27 protein-coding genes and 1 tRNA gene are annotated in these 19,874 nt (G+C 36.7%); 21 read left to right on the top strand and 7 right to left on the bottom strand.

Translation table 11 applies throughout. The features are described 5' to 3' along the window. Positions 1-178: 178 nt before the first annotated feature. The 14 genes from ACZ9HT_RS01775 (at position 179) to ACZ9HT_RS01710 (ending at position 9,225) form a co-directional block, all read left to right on the top strand. Complete coding sequence (locus ACZ9HT_RS01775; RefSeq protein ID WP_476038715.1) at positions 179-472, top strand: hypothetical protein; 294 nt, start codon at positions 179-181, stop codon at positions 470-472. A gap of 112 nt (positions 473-584) precedes the next feature. After that, positions 585-1,451 (top strand): hypothetical protein, encoded by an 867-nt coding sequence (locus ACZ9HT_RS01770; protein WP_476038714.1) that lies wholly within the window; start codon positions 585-587, stop codon positions 1,449-1,451. A gap of 121 nt (positions 1,452-1,572) precedes the next feature. Further along, positions 1,573-3,564 (top strand): TonB-dependent receptor plug domain-containing protein, encoded by a 1,992-nt coding sequence (locus ACZ9HT_RS01765; RefSeq protein ID WP_476038713.1) that lies wholly within the window; start codon positions 1,573-1,575, stop codon positions 3,562-3,564. Between the two features lie 93 nt (positions 3,565-3,657). Then, a complete protein-coding gene (locus ACZ9HT_RS01760; protein WP_476038712.1) occupies positions 3,658-4,101 on the top strand; it encodes a hypothetical protein in 444 nt (147 codons plus the stop codon). 78 nt (positions 4,102-4,179) lie between these two features. Next, positions 4,180-4,980, top strand: coding sequence for a sulfite exporter TauE/SafE family protein (locus ACZ9HT_RS01755; RefSeq protein ID WP_476038711.1), 801 nt, complete (start codon positions 4,180-4,182; stop codon positions 4,978-4,980). A gap of 2 nt (positions 4,981-4,982) precedes the next feature. Then, complete coding sequence (locus tag ACZ9HT_RS01750) at positions 4,983-5,351, top strand: hypothetical protein (protein ID WP_476038710.1); 369 nt, start codon at positions 4,983-4,985, stop codon at positions 5,349-5,351. A 102-nt stretch (positions 5,352-5,453) separates the two neighbouring features. Then, a complete protein-coding gene (locus tag ACZ9HT_RS01745; protein ID WP_476038709.1) occupies positions 5,454-6,857 on the top strand; it encodes an MBL fold metallo-hydrolase in 1,404 nt (467 codons plus the stop codon). A 12-nt stretch (positions 6,858-6,869) separates the two neighbouring features. Beyond that, positions 6,870-7,235 carry a rhodanese-like domain-containing protein gene (locus ACZ9HT_RS01740; protein WP_476038708.1) on the top strand — a complete coding sequence of 122 codons (366 nt, stop codon included), beginning with the start codon at positions 6,870-6,872 and terminating at the stop codon, positions 7,233-7,235. A gap of 6 nt (positions 7,236-7,241) precedes the next feature. After that, entirely contained in the window at positions 7,242-7,538 is a 297-nt protein-coding gene (locus ACZ9HT_RS01735; protein ID WP_476038707.1) for a cupin domain-containing protein, read from the top strand. Then, complete coding sequence (locus ACZ9HT_RS01730; protein WP_476038706.1) at positions 7,538-8,158, top strand: methyltransferase domain-containing protein; 621 nt, start codon at positions 7,538-7,540, stop codon at positions 8,156-8,158. Before ACZ9HT_RS01735 ends, ACZ9HT_RS01730 begins: the two co-directional genes overlap by 1 nt. A 1-nt stretch (position 8,159) precedes the next feature. Next, positions 8,160-8,369: a DUF6132 family protein gene (locus ACZ9HT_RS01725; RefSeq protein WP_476038705.1), complete on the top strand. Its 210-nt coding sequence runs from the start codon at positions 8,160-8,162 to the stop codon at positions 8,367-8,369. Further along, positions 8,362-8,670 carry a rhodanese-like domain-containing protein gene (locus tag ACZ9HT_RS01720; protein ID WP_476038704.1) on the top strand — a complete coding sequence of 103 codons (309 nt, stop codon included), beginning with the start codon at positions 8,362-8,364 and terminating at the stop codon, positions 8,668-8,670. The genes ACZ9HT_RS01725 and ACZ9HT_RS01720 overlap by 8 nt, the downstream gene beginning before the upstream one ends. Then, a complete protein-coding gene (locus tag ACZ9HT_RS01715) occupies positions 8,670-8,879 on the top strand; it encodes a hypothetical protein (protein WP_476038703.1) in 210 nt (69 codons plus the stop codon). The genes ACZ9HT_RS01720 and ACZ9HT_RS01715 overlap by 1 nt, the downstream gene beginning before the upstream one ends. 40 nt (positions 8,880-8,919) lie before the next feature. Then, positions 8,920-9,225: a thioredoxin family protein gene (locus tag ACZ9HT_RS01710; protein WP_476038702.1), complete on the top strand. Its 306-nt coding sequence runs from the start codon at positions 8,920-8,922 to the stop codon at positions 9,223-9,225. Between the two features lie 2 nt (positions 9,226-9,227). Here ACZ9HT_RS01710 and ACZ9HT_RS01705 read toward each other — a convergent pair whose 3' ends face one another. Further along, on the bottom strand, positions 9,228-9,989 hold the full coding sequence (locus tag ACZ9HT_RS01705; RefSeq protein ID WP_476038701.1) for an amidohydrolase: 762 nt from the start codon (positions 9,987-9,989) through the stop codon (positions 9,228-9,230). A 118-nt stretch (positions 9,990-10,107) separates the two neighbouring features. On the opposite strand from ACZ9HT_RS01705, the gene ACZ9HT_RS01700 reads away from it, so the two are divergent. The 3 genes from ACZ9HT_RS01700 to ACZ9HT_RS01690 all read left to right on the top strand — a co-directional run bounded on the left by ACZ9HT_RS01700 (position 10,108) and on the right by ACZ9HT_RS01690 (position 12,177). Next, complete coding sequence (locus tag ACZ9HT_RS01700; RefSeq protein WP_476038700.1) at positions 10,108-10,551, top strand: DUF6646 family protein; 444 nt, start codon at positions 10,108-10,110, stop codon at positions 10,549-10,551. 109 nt (positions 10,552-10,660) lie between these two features. Next, positions 10,661-12,028 carry an RIP metalloprotease RseP gene (gene rseP / locus ACZ9HT_RS01695; protein ID WP_476038699.1) on the top strand — a complete coding sequence of 456 codons (1,368 nt, stop codon included), beginning with the start codon at positions 10,661-10,663 and terminating at the stop codon, positions 12,026-12,028. 75 nt (positions 12,029-12,103) lie between these two features. After that, a tRNA-Asn gene (locus ACZ9HT_RS01690) sits at positions 12,104-12,177 on the top strand. Between the two features lie 355 nt (positions 12,178-12,532). Here the strand turns inward: ACZ9HT_RS01690 and pepT are convergent. Continuing rightward, on the bottom strand, positions 12,533-13,792 hold the full coding sequence (pepT, locus tag ACZ9HT_RS01685; protein WP_476038698.1) for a peptidase T: 1,260 nt from the start codon (positions 13,790-13,792) through the stop codon (positions 12,533-12,535). A gap of 175 nt (positions 13,793-13,967) precedes the next feature. Here pepT and ACZ9HT_RS01680 point away from each other — a divergent pair, with 175 nt between their 5' ends. Both ACZ9HT_RS01680 and ACZ9HT_RS01675 read left to right on the top strand, forming a co-directional pair. Continuing rightward, positions 13,968-14,816, top strand: coding sequence for a beta/alpha barrel domain-containing protein (locus tag ACZ9HT_RS01680; RefSeq protein WP_476038697.1), 849 nt, complete (start codon positions 13,968-13,970; stop codon positions 14,814-14,816). 171 nt (positions 14,817-14,987) lie between these two features. Continuing rightward, entirely contained in the window at positions 14,988-15,407 is a 420-nt protein-coding gene (locus ACZ9HT_RS01675; protein WP_476038696.1) for an OsmC family protein, read from the top strand. Positions 15,408-15,422: 15 nt separating this feature from the next. Here ACZ9HT_RS01675 and ACZ9HT_RS01670 read toward each other — a convergent pair whose 3' ends face one another. From ACZ9HT_RS01670 to ACZ9HT_RS01655, 4 genes are all read right to left on the bottom strand, one after another. Beyond that, on the bottom strand, positions 15,423-15,749 hold the full coding sequence (locus ACZ9HT_RS01670) for an SUF system Fe-S cluster assembly protein (RefSeq protein WP_476038695.1): 327 nt from the start codon (positions 15,747-15,749) through the stop codon (positions 15,423-15,425). Between the two features lie 91 nt (positions 15,750-15,840). Beyond that, on the bottom strand, positions 15,841-16,536 hold the full coding sequence (locus tag ACZ9HT_RS01665; RefSeq protein ID WP_476038694.1) for a 3'-5' exonuclease: 696 nt from the start codon (positions 16,534-16,536) through the stop codon (positions 15,841-15,843). Between the two features lie 41 nt (positions 16,537-16,577). After that, positions 16,578-16,922 carry a tRNA-binding protein gene (locus ACZ9HT_RS01660; RefSeq protein WP_476039194.1) on the bottom strand — a complete coding sequence of 115 codons (345 nt, stop codon included), beginning with the start codon at positions 16,920-16,922 and terminating at the stop codon, positions 16,578-16,580. A gap of 13 nt (positions 16,923-16,935) precedes the next feature. After that, positions 16,936-17,262, bottom strand: coding sequence for a cytochrome C (locus ACZ9HT_RS01655; RefSeq protein WP_476038693.1), 327 nt, complete (start codon positions 17,260-17,262; stop codon positions 16,936-16,938). A gap of 160 nt (positions 17,263-17,422) precedes the next feature. On the opposite strand from ACZ9HT_RS01655, the gene meaB reads away from it, so the two are divergent. Further along, the gene (gene meaB, locus ACZ9HT_RS01650; RefSeq protein ID WP_476038692.1) at positions 17,423-18,406 is read left to right on the top strand and encodes a methylmalonyl Co-A mutase-associated GTPase MeaB; all 984 of its coding nucleotides are present in this window, start codon (positions 17,423-17,425) and stop codon (positions 18,404-18,406) included. Between the two features lies 1 nt (position 18,407). On the opposite strand, the gene ACZ9HT_RS01645 is transcribed toward meaB, so the two are convergent. Beyond that, positions 18,408-18,941, bottom strand: a complete 534-nt coding sequence (locus ACZ9HT_RS01645; RefSeq protein WP_476038691.1) for a DUF4251 domain-containing protein — start codon at positions 18,939-18,941, stop codon at positions 18,408-18,410. Between the two features lie 104 nt (positions 18,942-19,045). Between ACZ9HT_RS01645 and ACZ9HT_RS01640 the strand changes: the two genes are divergently transcribed. Beyond that, positions 19,046-19,855 (top strand): M48 family metallopeptidase, encoded by an 810-nt coding sequence (locus tag ACZ9HT_RS01640; protein WP_476038690.1) that lies wholly within the window; start codon positions 19,046-19,048, stop codon positions 19,853-19,855. Positions 19,856-19,874 lie beyond the last annotated feature (19 nt).

Below are 19,874 nucleotides of genomic sequence, written 5' to 3'. Positions count from 1 at the left end.
AGGTAAAAAATATTGCCACATTTCTAATTGACGGCTAAAAATTTTTTGCTGAATTGCTGATGAATGTCATTTTCAATGAAGACAAAATTGTCTTAATTTTGAATGATAAATGAGAGCCATCTTTTCAATCATATTATCCGCTATAATTTTTACAGCAAGTTTTCAAAACTCGCTTTTTATGATTGATTATGAGATTAACCGAAATTTTTACGAGATCCATTGCATCAATAAAGCCAAGCCAGAAATGGATTGTCACGGGAAATGCCAGATGCAAAAAGAAAGTGAAAAAACTTCAAACCCATTTAATCTGGTGAAGTATTCTTTTGAGTTCAATATTTTACCTTCTAAAACTGCAGATTTTTCTTTTAGGAAAGAAGAAACTCTGATTTTTGCTGCTGCGGATTTTTATTTTCGGAATCATGATATTTCGGAAGTTTTTCTGGATATTCTACCACATCCGCCCCGAGTTTAATTTGATTCTTTAAAATCATTTCTTCTTTTTCTTTAATGAAATGGAAGCAATAAACTTTGTCTTTTCTCAAAGATGAAGAACAACTTTCAAATTATAATTTAAAACAAAAACAATGAAATTTTCATTCAAAACTATAGTTGCCGTTCTGGCAATGGCGTTCCTGATCATATCATGCAGAACTTCAGATTCCGACGAACCAAAGATCCCAATCAATCCGAATACGGAACTAGAAGGACTCAAAAAAATTAAAGAAATTACAAACGATACGCACGTGATTGAGCTCTTTTCTAAATCAGGAACTATTAATTTAGGATACAATGATCTGAAGTTAAGGATCAAAAATAAAGCGACGAATCAATATGAACGTAACGCAAATATATCCTGGACTCCGCTCATGCACATGACAATGATGTCGCATTCCTGTCCGAGATCATCAATAGAAAAAGTGGGAACAGACGGAACGCTTTACTCAGGATACATCGTATTTCAGATGCCCGGAAATTCCGATGAATATTGGGATCTAAAAATCGATTATGCGATCGGTGGGACTAATTACACTGCTACAAGTCTTATAAATGTTCCCGTTGAAAATAAAAAAACTGTCAATTCTTTTCTCGGAACCGATAATGTTAAATATGTCGTGGCTTACATTGAGCCGAAAGCGCCGAAAGTTGCCATTAATGATATGGTTTTAGGGTTGTGGAAAATGGATGATATGATGAATTTTTCTGTCGTTGATGGTTACACCGTAAAAGTTGATCCAAGAATGCCTGGAATGGGAAATCACAGTTCGCCAAATAATACAGATGCGAAACAAGCAGCTGCCGGAAAATTATACACCGGAAAACTGGCTCTTACGATGACCGGTTACTGGAAAATTAATCTTCAGATCGCAAAACCGGATGGCATTGTTGTAGGTGGGGAAACCGTTACAGAAACTAATCTTGCAAGCAGTTTGTTTTTCGAAATCGATTTCTGATCATCTCAAACCAATACTTAAGCTAACTTTTTTTAAGAAGTTAGCTTCTTATTCTTTTCAGATGCTTTTCTTTCAGTTTTAAAGGTTGAAAAGGAGCATCCAATCTCAAAAAATATTTAAAATGAAACGAATCATTTTTCTAGGTTTCCTCGTTCTTATCTCTGTAAAAAATTATGCTCAGATAAGTTCAGTTGATACCACGAAATTCCAGCATATTCAGGAAGTTATTGTAATCGGAACGGCTAAAATTTCACCCAAAGAAGACAAACCGTTGGGTTCTATTGATGAATATCTGCAAAAATCTGCGAAAGTCGATATGATAAAACGGGGCGCTTACGCCTGGGAACCGCTCATTAATGGTTTACCTACCGAAAGAACTTTGGTCACGATCGACGGGATGCGAATTTTTGGCGCCTGTACCGACAAGATGGATCCAATTACTTCTTATGTCGAAGTTTCTAATCTTAAAGAGGCCACCATTACTTCGGGTCAGGAAGGTTCCTGCCACGGAAGTACGATCGGTGGCGCGATTGATTTAAAAAGAAACAAAGCACTATTTGGAGAACGAAATTGGAACTTCAATATAAACAGCGGGTTTGAAACCGTGAATAATCAAAAGATTTTCGGAGCTGGAACTACTTTTAAAACGGAAAAATTTTATACGGATGTTAATTTTATGTCCAGGGATGCCGATAATTACAAAGCGGGTGATCATGTAGAAATTCCTTTTTCGCAGTTTAGAAAAATCAATATTTCAGCAATTTCTGGAGTGAAGCTGGGCGAAAACAAATTAGTAGAAGGTTCGGTTATTTACGACAAAGCCAATGATGTTGGTTATCCTGCGTTACCAATGGATGTTTCTTTGGCTGAAGCATTAATTACTTCTTTAAAATTTCAATTATTGCCGGAAAATAATTATCTTAAAAGTTGGGAAACGAAAGTGTATTTCAACACGATCATGCACAGAATGGACGATACCAAAAGACCCAACATTCCTATTCATATGGATATGCCGGGTTGGAGCAAAACTTTCGGCTATTATTCTCATTTAAAAGCGGCGATTAATCAACATCGCTTGCTACTGAATATTAATGGATTTTACAATAAATCCCGCGCAGAAATGACGATGTATCCGCAAGATATCAACGAGAATGTAATGTTTATGCTGACCTGGCCCGATGTAAGAACCCTCGCTCAGGCAATTTATTTAGAAGATCAGATTGAGCTGACTCCGAATTCTAGTCTGAAAATATCAGGTTCTGCAACCTATCATCAAAATAAAGTAGAAAGTGAATTTGGTTTAAACAGTTTGCAGATCTTTTATCCAGAGATGAAAGCGGAAAAATCCAGAGTCTTAAAAAGTTTTGCTGCTAACTATGAATGGAATAAAAATTCCGTTCAGGCTGGTTTCGGTTTGGGTTACGGCGATCGTGCGCCTTCAGTTTACGAAGGATATGGTTTCTATTTATTCAACAGTTTCGAAAGATATGATTACATCGGAAATCCCAATTTAAAAAATGAATCTTCCTTAGAAGCTAATGCTTTTATTGCGGTCAAAAAGAAAAAATTCAACGCGAAGATTTCGTCCTCCTATTTCCATATTTCTGATTATATCGTAGGTAAAATATTAGATGATCTCGTTCCGATGACCATTGGTGCGACTGGCGTTAAAGGTTACACTGCACTCGATTATGCAACGGTTTTCAACGTGAGTTTATCCACAGAACTTCAATTAGCAAAACCTTTAAAATGGACTACTCAATTAGTTTATACGCGTGGGAAGGATAATGAAAACAAAAATCTTCCTTTTATGAGTCCTTTCAGTTATCAAACTTCTTTACGGTTTGAGAAAAATAAATTCTCCACCGATTTATCTCTTCTAGGAAATACAAGACATAAAGAGTTTGCGGCCATTTACGGCGAATCTTCAACACCAGATTATTTTATTATGAATGCAGGTTTGGGTTATCTCTTCAACGTGAACAAAAGCAGGATTCTGGCGAAAGTTGGCGTAGAAAATCTCTTCGATCGTTTTTATACGACGTATTCAGACTGGAATAAAATTCCCAGACCGGGACGGAATTTCTATGTCAATTTAAATTTTAACTGGTAAATGTGAGAATGATTCTATGCGAAATGTTAGCTTTCAGGAGTTTAGACTCAAGTAAATTTTCAGTAAATTTGTTAGATATCAAAATAAATAAATATGAACAGAATAGATATTCTCACGAAAATTATTGAGGAGCAAAATAAAGTGATCGAAAGTTTGCAACAATCAGTAGACCGCTACAAAATCGCATCAGATATTGATGAAGAAAGTACGCACCAACCCGAAGATTTTTCTAATCAATCGGTCGCAAAAGATATGCAACTGCGTTTCGAAAAAATGATGACCGAGGCTGAGCAGAATCTCAGTTTTCTGGAAAAAGAGAAAGAACTTTCGCATACGGAAATTGAGAAAGGCAGCTTGATAGAAACCGATAAAAACTTTCTGTTTGTGGGTATTTCGGTTCCTGTTTTCACAGTTGACGAAAAAGAAGTAATGTCCTTTTCGGAAAAGGCTCCGATTTTTGAAGAAATGAAAGGTAAAACTTCCGGTGATAAAGTAAAAGTAGGCGATGATTCTTTTAAAATTCAGTCCATCAATTAGTCGGCGATTAATGCATTTGTGTGATTCTGGTTACATAGTTTCTATTTTTAAAGGGTTAATTTTGCCATAAATATTTTCATGGAATTATTAGGATACTTTTCAGCAATAATTATTGGTCTCGTGATGGGCTTAATTGGCGGTGGAGGAAGTATTTTAAGCGTGCCGATCTTCGTGTATATTTTTGGCTTTGATGCTGTTACGGCGACTTCGCTGTCTTTATTTGTAGTTGGTGTTACGAGCGTTGTGGGTTCAGCCGGATTTATCAGACAGAAACAAATCGATTTTAAAACGGCTTTTATATTCGGGATTCCCTCCATTTTAGGAGTTCTGTTTTCCCGAAGACTGGTTGTGCCTTATTTACCGCACTATATTATTAACCGATGGGGAATCGTATTTACAAAAGATATGTTTCTGCTTCTTCTTTTTTCGATTTTAATGTTGATCGCTTCTTACAAAATGATCAGAAAAATTGAAAGACCAAGATTAAAAAAAGATGACGAGATTAATTATACGATCCTTATTTCCCAAGGTCTTTTAGTAGGAATTATAACAGGATTAATAGGAGCCGGCGGTGGATTTTTGATCGTTCCGGCTTTGGTAATGCTTTTAGGTTTAAACATGAAGAAGGCGGTTGCAACTTCACTTTTCATTATATCGATGAACTCCATAATTGGTTTTTTGAGCACGATGCAAATGGTAAAACAGGATTGGGGATTTTTATTAAAGTTTAGTGCGCTTTCCGTGATCGGAATTTTTATAGGAATCAGAATTGCCAAAGAAATGGATGGCCGTAAACTTAAACCTCTTTTTGGGTGGCTCGTTCTGGGAATGGGTTTATTTATAATCGTTAAAGAAATATTTTTAAAACAACAATTTTAATTATGAAAAATTTATATATCGCAGTTTTCGCTCTATTTGTGTTGAATTCCTGCAGCAAGACTGAGAATGATTCGTCTAAGTCTCCGGAAGTCACCAAAACTTCCCCGACCGAAATAAGTCAGGTTCAGGAACCGATGAAAATGAAGAATGACAAAGGCGAAGAAATTAGCGTCACTTACTTTGCAGAAGGTGACGTGGTTGCCGTTAAAATTCAGAAAAATGGAGAAGAAGAGCAGAAGCTTTCCGCGAAAACCAGTAACAATGCTGGAAATCCCATATTCACTAATGACAATTATATGTGGGAAATGACACAGGAAGGGAAAGGCGGTAAACTGTCTGGTAAAGATGGTATTGCAGAAGAATATAAATAAATTCAATTGATGCCTATCAATCTCATTGATTCAGTAACTAGGAGAAATGGCCTTTTGAAATTTTAAATCACGAAATTTGACAAAATTGTTAAATCACAAATAATGAAAATAGAACAAATATATACAGGATGTCTTGCGCAGGGAGCTTATTATATCTTCTCCGGCAACGAAGCGGCGATCATTGATCCGCTTCGGGAGACAAAACCGTATATCGATCGGCTCGAAAAAGATGAGGTGAAACTCAAATATATTTTTGAGACCCACTTTCACGCAGATTTTGTGTCCGGACATGTAGATCTGTCCAAAAAAACGGGTGCTCAAATTGTTTATGGTCCTACCGCAAATCCAGAGTTCGAAGCCATTATTGCAAAAGACAATCAGATCTTCGAAATAGGAAAGATCAAAATTAAAGTCCTTCATACGCCCGGTCATACCATGGAAAGTTCCACCTATCTTTTAATTGATGAAGATGGTAAGGAAACCGCAATTTTTTCTGGCGATACTTTATTCTTGGGAGATGTCGGAAGACCGGATCTGGCTCAGAAATCTGCTCACATGACGCAGGAAGACTTAGCAGGTTTGCTTTATGAAAGTTTACAAAGCAAAATTTTGCCCCTTGCCGATGAAATTACCGTTTATCCCGCACACGGAGCCGGTTCCGCCTGTGGAAAAAATATGCAGAAGGAAACGGTAGATACTTTAGGAAATCAAAAGAAAACAAATTATGCTCTAAATCAGCCCAACAAAGAATCTTTTGTAAGAGAAGTTTTGGACGGACTTTCCGCGCCACCGCAATATTTTGGAATGAACGTGGCCATGAACAAAGGGGGTATTGCAAGTTTTGATGAGGTGATGGAGAAAGGAAATAAACCGGTTTCTGTAAACGATTTTGAAGCCGTTGCAGAAAATACCGGAGCCTTGATCTTAGACACAAGAAATGCTGAAGATTTCTACAAAGGTTATGTTCCAAACTCCATTAACATTGGTTTGAAAGGTGATTTTGCACCATGGGTCGGCGCGATGATCGTAGATGTTCAACAGCCGATTTTATTGGTTGCCGATTTAGGAACAGAAGAAGAGGTGATTACCAGACTTTCCCGCGTTGGCTTCGATCACGTGGTCGGCTTTTTAGACGGAGGATTTCAAAGCTGGAAAAATTCGGATAAAGAAGTTGATACAGTGAACAGGATCTCTGCGGAAGAATTTGCAGATCAGTATAATAAAAACTCGAAAGTGATCGATGTTAGAAAAGAATCAGAATACGAAGCAGAACATGTAAATGATGCTTACCGACGACCACTTGCCGACATTAATGAATGGATAAAAACGCTGAATAACGAAGAACACTTTTTTGTGCATTGTGCCGGCGGTTATCGAAGTATGATCGCATCCAGCATTTTGAATTCGCGTGGAATTAGAAACTTTACCGAAATTGAAGGTGGATTCGGTAAAATTAAAGAAACTACTATTCCGAAAAGTAATTTTGTTTGTCAGAGTAAACTTTAAAAACAATAAAAAATGAAATATTTCCTTAGTTTATTAATGATTGCGATGTTATTTGGTTCGTGCGCAACCGCAAATCCTGCTGAAAATTATACGCAACCGAACTTAAAAGAGATTGTAAATAATCCCGAAACTACTTTGGTAGATGTTCGCATTCCCGAACAGTTCGGAGAAAAGACAGCACCAAATGCCGTTAATATTCCACTAGCCACTATCGAAGATAATATCGACTTTTTCAAAAAGCAAAAAAAGGTCGTTATATTTTGTAACAGCGGTGCACAGGCGACAAAAGCGGTAGAAATTTTAAAGAAAAATGGCGTTGAAAATGTGTATTACGGAAAGACCTTAAAAAATATTGAAGCCATTCAAAATCAAAAATAAAAAAAGATGAATATATTAGATAAAATCGAATTCAGTTCTGAAAAAGCAAATGTTTGCCCGATTAAAAAAAGGGAAAAACTTAAATATTTTGCAGTGGCTTTAGGAAAAGGCGGCGTTTTGAAAAAACATACTGCTCCGGTTCCCGCGACATTGGTAGTCTTAAAAGGAGAAATAAATTTTGTGATTCAGGGTGAAACCATTAATATGAAACCATTCGATATTTACGAAATTCCCGTAAATGTTGAGCATGAAGTTATTGGAGTTTCTGATGAAAATTTATTTTCGGTAGCGCAGGAACTGTAATGAAAGAAGTGCTTTCTTGTGGAACTGTTTCCAGCCAGGCCGATCTGGACCAAAATTATTGGGACCACCAGTGGGAAAAGAAAGAAACCGGTTGGGATATCGGTTATTCTTCTCCGGCAATTGAGGAATATATGCTTCAATATGAAAATAAAGAAGCCAAAATTTTAATTCCGGGTTGTGGTAACGCTTACGAAGCTGAATTTCTCTGGGATCTCGGATTTAGAAATATTACGGTGCTGGATTTTGCCCCGACTGCCGTTGAGCTCTTAACAGAGAAGTACAAAGAAAAGGAAGGGGTTTCTGTGATCTGCGAAGATTTTTTTATCCATCAGGGAAAATATGATCTGGTGATCGAGCAAACTTTCTTCTGTGCGATCCCAACATTATTAAGAAATCAGTACGCAGAAAAAATGCATGATCTACTGACGGAAAATGGTCGGATCATTGGCGTAACTTTCAACAGGAATTTCGAGCAGAAAGGGCCGCCTTTCGGTGGGAGTATTCCCGAATATCACTTCATTTTCAAAAAACGTTTTGACATTCAGAAAATGGAAGAATGTTACAACAGTATCGAAAACAGAAGAGGCAGCGAGATTTTTATCAATCTCAAAAAACGATAAAATGAAAGCATTTATAACGAAACATCAGCTAGGAATTATCGGAATATTCGCCGGTGGATTATTAGGATTTGCCTACTATCATTTTATTGGGTGCGAAAGCGGTACCTGTGCAATCACTTCAAAACCGCTCAATTCTTCCGCTTATGGAATGGTAATGGGATATTTGATGTTTTCAATGTTTAAAAAACCTAAAGAAAAAAGCAATGTTTGATTTTATAAAAAAATTGTTAGGTAAGGAAGTGGTCAATTATAAAGAACTACAAAATCGGGGAGCGCAAATCATTGATGTAAGAACGCCTGCCGAATTTAGTAATGGAAATATTAGAAACTCCAAAAATATTCCTTTACAAGAACTTGCAGCGGAAATGAAGAAGCTGGATTTAAAGAAACCCATTATTACGTGTTGTGCAAGTGGAATGAGAAGCGCTTCGGCAAGGTCAATTTTGAAAGAGAATGGTTTCGAAGCGTATAATGGCGGTGGTTGGAGCGCTCTTCAAAATAAATTAAACTAATGAATGATTTGCTAAAAAACTGGAATTTAAGAAGAGTCATCTACTTAGCAGGTGGTATTTTCTTTGTCCTTATTGCTGTAAATGACAGAAGTTGGTGGATGATCCCATTCGGACTTTATTTTATCGCAATGGCAGTTTTCAGATTTGGCTGTGCCTCCGGAAATTGTGAGGTTCCCATTTCAAAAGACGAATCCAAAGTCCGGAACTAATTGTTTAGGTGTCTAAATTTTAACGAAATAACTTTTTAATATGTCTCAAAAATTTCAAGAATTAATCAATTCCGAGCGACCTGTTCTGGTTGATTTTTTTGCAACCTGGTGTGGTCCGTGCAAAGTACAGTCTTCTGTTCTTAATACTGTTAAGGAAAATATTGGTGAATTAGCCAGAATTATAAAAATTGACATCGATCAATATCCGGCAATTGCTTCCGAATACGGAGTTCGTGGAGTACCAACTCTAGCGGTTTTTAAAAATAGCGAATTGCTTTGGAAGGAAAGTGGAGTTCACGATGTAAATACTTTAACAAAGCTCCTGACCGATTTTTCTAAAGCGTAATTTTACGTTATTTCAAAAGTGTCACGATCATTCAAGAACTGGAATTTTTGTCTGAATTCATTCAGCTTTTCCATATTTAATTCTGCGGAAACAATATTTTTCGATGTTTCGGAAACATTACTTCCATCTGGAAAAAAGCAATACGAACTTTCGGGATAGTGCAGATTATTTCCATCTGTGCCGATTCTGTTCAGGCCGAAAACATAAGCTTGATTTTCAATAGCGCGAGCCTTTAATAAAGTCGTCCAGGCGTCGATCCTGCTTTCCGGCCAGTTTGCCACATACAAAATAGCATCATAATCGTCATTATTTCGAGAAAAAACAGGGAAACGCAGATCGTAACAGACCTGCAGCAGAATTCGCCAGCCTTTGTAATTTACGATCACTCTTTCTGTTCCTGCAGTGTATTTTTTGTCCTCCCCAGAGAAAGAAAATAAGTGGCGCTTGTCATATTGATGATATGTTCCGTCGGGAAGTACAAAATAAAAACGGTTGAAGAATTGATCATTTTCACAAACAGAAGCACTACCCGCAATGGCGGTATTCATTTTTTTAGAGAAAGTTTTCATCCAGTTTAGGGTTTCCTCTCCGCGATCTGCAATTTCTTCCGGCTTCATGTAAAATCCTGTCGAAAACATTTCTGGTAAAAGAATGAGGTCCGATGTGCTGTCTTCTAGTTCTTTATCAATTCGATCGAAATTTATGCTTTTATCTTTCCACAGGATATCAAAATTTAAACCCTCAATTTTTAAAATGTTTTTCATAATTTTTCGTAATACATGATTAAATATACAAATTTTCTCTTAAAGGAGTTGCGTAAATGCAAAATTTGGTCTTATCTTTGCTTAGTGGAAACTATAACGTTAAAAACAAAATAAGATTATGAAAAAGTTACTTTTAGTGTGCTCAATGTTCTTTTTAGGACAAATGGCTTTTGGACAAGCATGGAGTGGAAAAGGAGATCAGAAAATACAGGTTGGTTTCAACGGTTGGGGTTATGGAACCGGTATTACTGCTACTTACGATTACGGTTTATCTAAAATTATTTCGGTTGGAGCAGGAGCAAATTTCTTCTTCGATCATAATAACGATAAATACGCTAACGATGATTTCGGAGTATTTGGTCGTTTGAATTTTCACTTACAGGATCCTTTAGGTCTGCCTTCAAACTGGGATATATATCCAGGTATTGATTTAGGTCTTTTGGGTGACAGCGGAACTTATTTTGGAGCGCACGTTGGAGTAAGATATTTCTTCAATCAGAATTTTGGTATTTATCTTGAAGCAGGTAACAACGGAAGCTTAGGTGTTTCGTTCAACTTGTAAGATTTACAATATATAAGACAAAAGGTTCTCATTTGAGAGCCTTTTTTTTTGTTGGCATACTTTCGATAATTCGTATCTTCGCAAATCTTAAATAATTTAAACATTTTCAATGACATTAATACAGTTATTTCAATTTATATTGAGCATCTCAATTCTCGTTATCCTTCATGAATTGGGGCATTTTATACCCGCGAAACTTTTTAAGACTAAAGTAGAAAAATTCTACCTTTTTTTTGATCCCTGGTTTTCTATTGCGAAGAAAAAAATTGGTGATACAGAATATGGAATTGGATGGCTGCCGTTTGGTGGCTATGTGAAAATTGCCGGAATGGTTGACGAAAGTATGGATACTGAACAACTTAGTAAACCTCCTGAACCTTGGGAATTTCGTAGCAAACCAGCTTGGCAGCGACTAATTATTATGTTGGGAGGAGTTACTGTAAACTTCTTTTTAGCCTGGTTCATTTATTCCGCTTTAAGTTATTTTAAAGGAGAAACCTTTCATGAAAACGCCAAATTCGAAAATGGTGTTTCTGTTTCAGAACCCGGTAGAAAAATGGGTCTGAAGAATGGTGATGTCGTTTTAAGAATTGATGGTAAGCCCGCTGACCGTTTAGAAACCTCTACGATTAATATGCTTTTTGCTAATGAAGCAACCGTAATCCGGGATGGAAAAGAAGTGACCTTTCCTGTAAATGAAGATGGCGTTGCGGCGGTTTTAGCACAGAATGAAGCCAAAGCTTATTTCGGGCCACGTTTTCCAGCTGTTATTGATAGTCTAACTGCTGACGGAGCTGCAAAGGGCGCCGGATTATTGAAGGGCGATAAGATCGTTGGAATCAACGGGAAACCCATTCGGTTCTTTGATGAGCTACAGACAGAAATCGCTCAGTATAAAAATAAAGATATTGTTGTAGATGTAGAAAGAAGCAATGCGCCTGTTCTGGATGGGGAAAATAATAATGAGTTAAAAAAAGTTAACTTAAAAGTAAGTGCAGATGGTAAACTTGGGTTTTTAGCAGATACCTCAATTGCTCAAAAAGAATTTGAAAAAACACAGGTTACGAAACATTATACTTTTGCTCAGGCAATTCCACGTGGATTAACAAGAACAATTGATGTTTTGACCATGCAGATCAAACAATTTAAAATTGTTTTCAATACCAAAACGGAAGGTTACAAGAAAGTTTCAGGACCAATAGGAATTATTAAGCAAATGCCGGAAACCATCAACTGGGAGTTTTTCTGGAGCTTTACAGCCATGTTTTCTGTATGGTTGGCTTTCCTTAACTTAATTCCAATTCCGGGATTAGACGGTGGTCACGTAGTTTTCACGCTGTGGGAAATGATCACAGGTAAACCTGTTCCACAAAAAGTTTTAGAAAGTGCACAGATGATCGGAGTTATTTTCTTACTGGGATTAATGGTCATAATCTTCGGAAACGACATCCTGAAATGGATTACAGGAAAATTTTAGAAAATTTCTCCTAAAAGTTTTGGCAAGAATAAAAAAGTTTTTATATTTGCAGACGCTTAGCGCAAAGAGCAACACTCCTCTTTAGCTCAGTTGGTTAGAGCATCTGACTGTTAATCAGAGGGTCCTTGGTTCGAGCCCAAGAAGAGGAGCAAAACCATCACAGAAATGTGGTGGTTTTTTTATGTTTGAATTTCAAGTATAACTTATATTATAACTTTCAGCTAAACAATGATTTGAATGCTTTTTTGGGGATTTTTAAATATTGATTTCAAATTTTTTGATGCTCCATTTTCAGTATAAAGAAGAAATATTTTATTCTAAAGTTTTAATGAGATGTTTTTTTTTGCGTTTGAAAAAGGAAGTTTTTAGAATAGACGCGATCGTAATAATTAAATTTTTTCATCAAATCTAAATTTTGAGTTTGAAAAGAATTTTCGATCCTTCCCTAATAGCAAAAAACCACCGCTATTAAAAGTGATGGTTTTTTAAATTATGTTTTTAAACTTACTTTTTCTTCTTCGCCTTCGCAATATTTACAATCACTTCAACTGCTTTTGCCATTGATTCCAATGCAACATATTCATAAGGTCCGTGGAAGTTCATACCGCCCGCGAAAATGTTCGGACAAGGTAATCCCATATAAGAAAGTTGCGCTCCGTCTGTACCACCGCGAATGGCCTTAATATTGGGTTCAATATTCGCCTCTTTCATCGCCTGTTCTGCAATGTCCACAATATGCATTTTCCCTTCAAATTGCTGCTTCATATTGCGGTATTGCTCTTTAATTTCAATTTCAGCAATTCCATCCCCGTATTTTTTATTGAAAGCTGCAACTTGATCAGTGATGTGTTTTTTTCTTGCTTCGAATTTATCATTGTCGTGATCCCGGATAATATATTGGATCTTTGCTTCAGAAACATCGGATTTTAAATCAGTCAAGTGGTAGAATCCTTCAAACTCTCGGGTAGTAGAAGGAGTTTCGTTTTCCGGAAGCATTTTTATAAATTCTGATGCGAGTAAAGAAGCATTCACCATCTTTCCGTACGCATAACCCGGATGAACACTAAGTCCGTGAATTTTCACTACAGCTCCTGCGGCGTTGAAATTTTCATATTCCAATTCTCCCACCTCGCTGCCATCCATCGTATAAGCCCATTCGGCACCAAATTTTTTCACATCGAATTTGTGCGCGCCTCTTCCAATTTCTTCATCTGGGGTAAATCCAATCGCAATTCTTCCGTGTTTAATTTCTGGATGAGCCAATAAAAATTCTGCAGCAGTAACGATCTCAGCAAGACCGGCTTTATCGTCGGCGCCTAATAAACTCGTTCCATCAGTTGTAATCAGTGTTTTACCTACATGATCTTTTAAAGTTTCAAATTTCGAGGGTGAAAGCGTAAAGCCGGTTTCTTTATTAAGAATTAGATCCTGTCCATCGTAATCCTCCCAAATTTGAGGATTAACATTTTTTCCGTTGAAGTCTGGTGAGGTGTCGTAATGGGAAATAAATCCAACCACAGGTTCATCGTCGTTTTCTATATTTGAAGGAACATAAGCGTAGATATATCCATGATCATCCATTGAAACATCACTTAAACCCAAAGTTTTTAATTCTTCGAAAATATATTTTGCAATGTCCCATTGTTGTGGTGTAGATGGTGTAGATTCACTTTCTGGATCGCTTGTAGAATAAATTTTTACATAATTTAGAAAGCGGTTTTGTAATTTCAGTTTCCAGTCGGAATTAAAATCTATGGTAGTCATAAAGTAGTATTTTTAACAAAGTTAAAATTTTAGCTTGAGGATAAGGCAAGGATTTCGGAATTATTTTTGAAGTTTCTAAGAGTGTTTAAGTCTTAAGTGAATGGAAATCAATAATTTATAATTTAAAGACTTTTTTTTAAAGTTTTGTTATATTTGATAAAATCAAAATCAAGAAATGTTTTTAACCGAATGTCCACGAGATGCCATGCAGGGTTGGGGTGAATTTATTCCCACTACCAAGAAGATTGATTACATTAATTCCTTAATGGCGGTCGGTTTTGATGTTCTGGATTGTGGCAGTTTTGTGTCGCCAAAATCCATTCCTCAGATGGCTGATTCCGGGAAAGTGATCGATGAGATCGACAAAGGAATTTCCAATACAAAAATATCGGTGATCGTAGCCAATTACCGCGGTGCTGAAAAAGCTTTGCAGCATGCGCAAGTTGATATTTTGGGATTTCCGTTTTCAATATCCGAAACTTTTCAGCATCGGAATACCAATAAGAGTCAGGAAGAAGCATTCAAAGCTATTCAGAAGATCAACGAAATTTTAAAAACTGATGGCAGAGCTTTGAATATCTATTTTTCCATGGCGTTTGGTAATCCTTATGGCGAAATGTGGAAATGGCAGGACGTTGATTTCTGGGCAAAACGTTTCAACGAAATTGGCGTTAAAAACATACTACTCTCCGACACTTCCGGGACTGGAAGTTTAGAACAGATCGAACTTTTGTTTGACAAGATCCCCGCGAAATATCCGGGAGTTGATTTCGGTGCCCATTTTCATAATCGGTACGAAGACTCGTACTCTAAATTAAAAGCGGCATACGACAATGGTTGTAGACGATTTGACTCTGCAATCAAAGGAATTGGCGGCTGTCCCATGGCAAAAGATGAACTGGTGGGAAATATGCCGACAGAACAGGTCATCAATTTTATGGCGGTCGAAAAGATTGATCATTCTCTTAATTTACTCAACTTTGAGAGTTCCTACAATCGCGCTAAAGATATTTTTCATTTCTAATAAGTAAAGCATCATAGAATTAAATTAAGATTATCAATAATTTAGGCAAAATGATATTAATTTAATAACGTGTCGTTGGACGAAATTTAAATATTATAGTATTATAGCTTTAATTGATTGCATATTTCATAATTTTATCTCTATCTTTGATGATAAATAAAATTGTAGGTTATGACTTCAATAATTACTTATTTAGGAGATTTTAAAATAGTTTCTCAACACGGGAAATCTGGCGCCGAAATTACCACGTGCGCACCTTTGAGAGAAGGCGGAACTTCAGAATATTTCTCTCCCTCCGACATTTTTGGAATCTCGTATGGGCAATCGATGTTAATGGCAGTTGCAGTTTTAGGAAAATCAAAAGGAATCGACATTACAGGTGCAACATGCGAATTAAAAAAATCCACCTATCCTGAACCCAAAAGAATCGGAACCATCTTTTGTATCGTGCGAATTCCAGGAACATTTACAGACGAAGAAAAGAAATTTATTGAGGAAACTGCTTTGAACTGCCCGGTAGCATTATCAATGCATCCAAGTATTCAAAAAACGATAATGTTTGAGTTCGAGGACAAAGTTTTTAAGCTTTGATTTGAGGAAATATATTTAGAACATTCCCAATTCAAAACGGGCTTCTTCGCTCATCATATCCTTGTTCCAGGAAGGTTCGAAGGTAAGTTCCAGATCCACTTCTTTCACATCTTCAACCGTTGTTACTTTTTCACGAACTTCTGCCGGTAAACTTTCTGCTACAGGACAATTAGGAGTTGTTAGAGTCATAATAACTTTCACTGCACCTTCTTCAGAGATCTGTACATCATAGATCAGACCGAGTTCATAAATATCAACCGGAATTTCGGGATCGTAAACTGTTTTTAGAGCTTTTATAATATTTTCGCCGATAACAGCAATTTGATCGTCAGTATATGCCATAATTTAAAATTGGAGATTGGTAAAATTGAAATGTCTATTTTGAATTATTATCAATAAAGACTTTGATTTTCAGGTTTCTACCATCAAATTTCTATTCACTTTTTTCAAGCAGATCTTCCTGACGCATGCGCCGGAAAACATTTGCCAAAGTTAAGACATCTTTTTCACAATATTGAACAATTCTAAATAAGTCTTTTTCTATATAGTAAATCGATGCGACCATTGAGCCGTCAATATCATCTTTCGGAGTTGGAATTCCAAAAACGTTTGCCAGTAATTCTAAGGAGACAAAGGATTTGTAATCTCCAAACTTCCAGAGTTCCATGGTATCGAGATGTGGAATTTCCCAAGGTTTTTTTCCAAACATTTGAAAAGGCAAAGGTGGATGCATTCCGTTAATTAAAAAACGTCTCGCAATCCAGGGAAAATCGAATTCCTTGCCGTTGTGCGCACAAAGAATAACATCGCGCAGTTTCGGTCGGTTAAAAATTTCTCCAAATTCTTCCAGAAGCTTTTTTTCATCATGTCCAGAAAAACTCTTGATCATCAACTTTTCGCTTTTTTCGATGATCCCTACCGAAATACAGATAATTCGACCAAATTCTGCCATGATTCCGCCTCTTTCTGCATAAAATTCCTCCGCACTAAATTCTTCCTTTCGCTGCATGCGGGTTTTTTTGTCCCAGAGCTTTTGAGTAGGTTCGTCCACTTCTTCCCAGTTTCCAAATTGTGGAACGGTTTCGATATCCAGAAATAAAACTTTTTCTAAAGGAACATTTTGAAGCATAATTTAATAATTTTATGAGGATGGAAAATAGTGATTACAATTTAACCTACGGGAAAACCATTTTTTACTTGTTTTGAAGGTGTTAGAAGCGTTACCTCCTTTTGGTCGCCATACAAACCAAGGACAAGACATTCGCTGAAAAAATTGGCGATCTGTTTTTTTGGAAAATTGACGACGGCCAAAATTTGAGTTCCGATCAATTCTTCTTTTGTATACAGTTTGGTGATTTGTGCCGAGGTTTTTTTTATTCCTAGATCACCGAAATCGATTTCTAATTGGTAAGAAGGATTTCTGGCTTCAGGAAAATCCGAAACACTTAATACCGTGCCGCTTCGGATATCGATTTTATCGAAATCCTGCCATGTTATTTCAGGTTTAATGATCATCACTTATAAAATATCAGTTTTTTGTAGACACGATATAATCGAAAACAGCTGAATGCTGCTCCTCGTTTAATTTCGCTTTTGGCGCCATTTCATTCATAATTCCAACCCAATCACGTGCAGAATGCTCGCTCGGATTTGGCAAGTCATGACATTTACCGCAAGAGTTATCGTAAATCGTTTTTCCTAATGCAAGGCGTTCTGCGGTATTCATTTTTGTTCCTTCCACAACCGCGGGGTTTGGAGTGCAGGAGGTTAAAAAGATAAATCCTGTTATTGCTGTTGCAGATGTAAATAGGTTTCTTAAATTTTTTTCTTTGCCGTAAAAAAGTCCCTTCATCATTTTTAAAAATAGTTTTACTCAAAAATAATCAAATTTATTTTGAAATTGTTCATGTTCGATTTACAGTGCCACTTTGATTTTAGGAATGTGCTTATTTAAAGTTCAACTTTAGGATCTGAAATCGAATTGAGTTCCTAAAAAGATTTGTATTTTTGAGTTTATGGAAAATTATTCTACCCAAGATTTGTTAACAGGAATAAAGTCCGGCGATAAACGCATGATCGGCAAGGCGATTACTTTGGTAGAAAGTAAAAAAGCGGAACATCGGAAACAGGCAGAAGAGTTGCTGAAGGACATTATGCCGTTGACTGGAAATTCTGTAAGAATAGGAATAACAGGCGTTCCCGGTGCCGGAAAATCCACTTTCATCGAAAATTTTGGCAAACTTCTTCTCGAAAAAGGAAAAAAAGTGGCTGTTTTAGCTATTGATCCAAGTTCTTCGCTGAATAAAGGCAGTATTTTAGGCGACAAAACCCGAATGGAGGAACTTGCTAAAGAAAAAAATGCTTTTATAAGACCTTCGCCAACTTCTGGATTTTTGGGCGGTGTTGCGAATACGACTTTCGAAACTTTACTGATTTGCGAAGCCGCAGGTTTTGATTTTATTCTTATTGAAACTGTTGGAGTGGGACAGAGCGAAGTTCTGGTTTCTGATATTACAGATGTTTTTCTGTTTTTAAAAATTATCGGCGGTGGCGACGAATTACAGGGGATCAAACGTGGAATTATGGAAATGGTAGATGTTATTTTTATTAATAAAGTAGAAGACGACAATACCATTAAAGCTAAAAATACAAAAGTCGAGTTATTAAGAGCACTTCACTTCCTGCCATCAAAGGAAAAAAACTGGAAGGTTCCTGTTTTGCTTGGTTCTGCCCTAAAAAATATGGGTTTGGATGAGGTTTACGAGAAGATCGATGATTTCATCAAATTAAAATTACAAAATGGAACCTTTGATGAAGTTCGGCAATATCAAGCAGAAAAACGCTTTGATTACTGGGTTCAGGAATATATCCTTCAAAAAACAAAAGAAGAAAAATCCAGCGAAAACTTTTACAAACTTCACAAAAAAAATGCTTCTGACCTGAAATCTAATCCAAGTTCGGAAGCAAAAATATTTGTAGAAAAATTGCTGAAGAAATGATTTACTTTTTCACCGGCATGTTTTCCATAATATAACCATCGTAGGAAATTGGCTGTCTGTCATTAGCGTCAATGGATAAGTAGGATTTGCCATTTTTATAAACTTCGAGAATGATCTTGCGAATATTCTGTTGGTCTTTCGGAAGGATCGTATAAACGGAACTTCCTTTTCTTCCACTTTTTTCATCAATACTAAAATCCTTTGAAGTGACGCGGAAAGAATTTTTTGTCGTATCATAACTGGGATTGAACATTCGACCGAAATATGGCAATACCAATTTTACTTCATTTTTTTTGATCTCCATCGTATAGCCATAATCCAGATTCAACATTTGCGATGCGCTGGAGTTTGGGAGAGAATTCATCACATTTACCACATCAATATTCGTTGGATTTGCCCGTTGTGCCATAAACGTGAATTCGCCACTTTGTAATAATGAAGTTACTTTTGCCGGAGCAATATTGGTCTGCGTGCTACAGGAATTAAAAGTGATCAAAAAAAGACTTGAAGTTATGATTTTGAATATATTTTTCATCTTGAATTTTTTAATGGTATTGCAAAAATTATGCTATTGAATACAGGGTTTATTTTAATTGGAATAAAAATTGATTTATGAGGAGAAATCGAAATTTTACAGCTATGAAAAATGTTAACAGATTATTAGGAGCCTGCGCAATATCTTTTGCAATGGTATCATGTACTACGAATCCAATCACGGGTAGATCATCGTTACAACTTGCCAACAATCAGGAAATCTCTGCGATGGCACTTCAACAATATAGACAGACTTTATCTGCATCGAAAGTTATTAAAGGAACTACCGCTGCCAAAAGCATACAAAATGTAGGTCTTCGGATAAAAAATGCCGCGAATAATTACTACAGGAGTATTGGTAGAGAAGGCGATCTTACCAACTATCAGTGGGAATTTAATTTGATAGACGACAAGCAGGTTAACGCATGGTGTATGCCGGGTGGAAAAGTTGCAGTTTATACAGGAATTTTACCTATCACAAAAAACGACACTGGTTTAGCGGTGGTTATGGGACATGAGATTTCCCACGCACTTGCGGGTCACGGAAACGAAAGAATTTCTCAGGCGATGGTTGCACAATATGGTGGAGCGATTTTGGGAAGCACTATTTCAAACGGGCAAATGGCGTCGATCTTTCAACAGGTTTATCCGATAGGAGCACAGGTTGCTTTATTAAAATATGGTCGAAATCAAGAGTTAGAAGCGGATGAGATGGGATTGTATTTAATGTCGATGGCAGGTTACGATCCTAGAGAAGCACAACCGTTCTGGCAAAGAATGGAGGCATCGTCAAAAGGCGGAACTCCACCAGAATTTCTTTCTACTCACCCAAGTCCTGCAAGCAGGAGAGCTGATTTAGAAAAAGATATGCCGAAAGCACTGGAGTATTACAAAGCTTCTGGAGGTAAAATCTAAGCTTCAACAATATAAATTA

The sequence above is a fragment of the Chryseobacterium sp. UYP7 genome, from assembly GCF_056279225.1.
Note: the sequence above shows the minus strand (reverse complement) of the source record. Positions and strands in the feature narration are given on the sequence as shown.

Excerpts from the sequence above, each read along its gene's own strand:
- ACZ9HT_RS01705 (WP_476038701.1), bottom strand. The coding sequence starts at position 9,989 with ATGAAAAACATTTTAAAAATTGAGGGTTTAAATTTTGATATCCTGTGG.
- ACZ9HT_RS01640 (WP_476038690.1), top strand. The coding sequence starts at position 19,046 with ATGAAAAATGTTAACAGATTATTAGGAGCCTGCGCAATATCTTTTGCA.
- ACZ9HT_RS01770 (WP_476038714.1), top strand. The coding sequence starts at position 585 with ATGAAATTTTCATTCAAAACTATAGTTGCCGTTCTGGCAATGGCGTTC.
- ACZ9HT_RS01715 (WP_476038703.1), top strand. The coding sequence starts at position 8,670 with ATGAATGATTTGCTAAAAAACTGGAATTTAAGAAGAGTCATCTACTTA.
- ACZ9HT_RS01775 (WP_476038715.1), top strand. The coding sequence starts at position 179 with ATGATTGATTATGAGATTAACCGAAATTTTTACGAGATCCATTGCATC.
- ACZ9HT_RS01665 (WP_476038694.1), bottom strand. The coding sequence starts at position 16,536 with ATGCTTCAAAATGTTCCTTTAGAAAAAGTTTTATTTCTGGATATCGAA.
- ACZ9HT_RS01710 (WP_476038702.1), top strand. The coding sequence starts at position 8,920 with ATGTCTCAAAAATTTCAAGAATTAATCAATTCCGAGCGACCTGTTCTG.
- ACZ9HT_RS01765 (WP_476038713.1), top strand. The coding sequence starts at position 1,573 with ATGAAACGAATCATTTTTCTAGGTTTCCTCGTTCTTATCTCTGTAAAA.
- pepT (WP_476038698.1), bottom strand. The coding sequence starts at position 13,792 with ATGACTACCATAGATTTTAATTCCGACTGGAAACTGAAATTACAAAAC.
- ACZ9HT_RS01760 (WP_476038712.1), top strand. The coding sequence starts at position 3,658 with ATGAACAGAATAGATATTCTCACGAAAATTATTGAGGAGCAAAATAAA.
- ACZ9HT_RS01740 (WP_476038708.1), top strand. The coding sequence starts at position 6,870 with ATGAAATATTTCCTTAGTTTATTAATGATTGCGATGTTATTTGGTTCG.
- ACZ9HT_RS01655 (WP_476038693.1), bottom strand. The coding sequence starts at position 17,262 with ATGATGAAGGGACTTTTTTACGGCAAAGAAAAAAATTTAAGAAACCTA.
- ACZ9HT_RS01675 (WP_476038696.1), top strand. The coding sequence starts at position 14,988 with ATGACTTCAATAATTACTTATTTAGGAGATTTTAAAATAGTTTCTCAA.
- ACZ9HT_RS01745 (WP_476038709.1), top strand. The coding sequence starts at position 5,454 with ATGAAAATAGAACAAATATATACAGGATGTCTTGCGCAGGGAGCTTAT.
- ACZ9HT_RS01645 (WP_476038691.1), bottom strand. The coding sequence starts at position 18,941 with ATGAAAAATATATTCAAAATCATAACTTCAAGTCTTTTTTTGATCACT.
- ACZ9HT_RS01730 (WP_476038706.1), top strand. The coding sequence starts at position 7,538 with ATGAAAGAAGTGCTTTCTTGTGGAACTGTTTCCAGCCAGGCCGATCTG.
- ACZ9HT_RS01660 (WP_476039194.1), bottom strand. The coding sequence starts at position 16,922 with ATGATCATTAAACCTGAAATAACATGGCAGGATTTCGATAAAATCGAT.
- ACZ9HT_RS01750 (WP_476038710.1), top strand. The coding sequence starts at position 4,983 with ATGAAAAATTTATATATCGCAGTTTTCGCTCTATTTGTGTTGAATTCC.
- ACZ9HT_RS01720 (WP_476038704.1), top strand. The coding sequence starts at position 8,362 with ATGTTTGATTTTATAAAAAAATTGTTAGGTAAGGAAGTGGTCAATTAT.
- ACZ9HT_RS01735 (WP_476038707.1), top strand. The coding sequence starts at position 7,242 with ATGAATATATTAGATAAAATCGAATTCAGTTCTGAAAAAGCAAATGTT.
- ACZ9HT_RS01725 (WP_476038705.1), top strand. The coding sequence starts at position 8,160 with ATGAAAGCATTTATAACGAAACATCAGCTAGGAATTATCGGAATATTC.
- ACZ9HT_RS01755 (WP_476038711.1), top strand. The coding sequence starts at position 4,180 with ATGGAATTATTAGGATACTTTTCAGCAATAATTATTGGTCTCGTGATG.
- ACZ9HT_RS01680 (WP_476038697.1), top strand. The coding sequence starts at position 13,968 with ATGTTTTTAACCGAATGTCCACGAGATGCCATGCAGGGTTGGGGTGAA.
- meaB (WP_476038692.1), top strand. The coding sequence starts at position 17,423 with ATGGAAAATTATTCTACCCAAGATTTGTTAACAGGAATAAAGTCCGGC.
- rseP (WP_476038699.1), top strand. The coding sequence starts at position 10,661 with ATGACATTAATACAGTTATTTCAATTTATATTGAGCATCTCAATTCTC.
- ACZ9HT_RS01670 (WP_476038695.1), bottom strand. The coding sequence starts at position 15,749 with ATGGCATATACTGACGATCAAATTGCTGTTATCGGCGAAAATATTATA.
- ACZ9HT_RS01700 (WP_476038700.1), top strand. The coding sequence starts at position 10,108 with ATGAAAAAGTTACTTTTAGTGTGCTCAATGTTCTTTTTAGGACAAATG.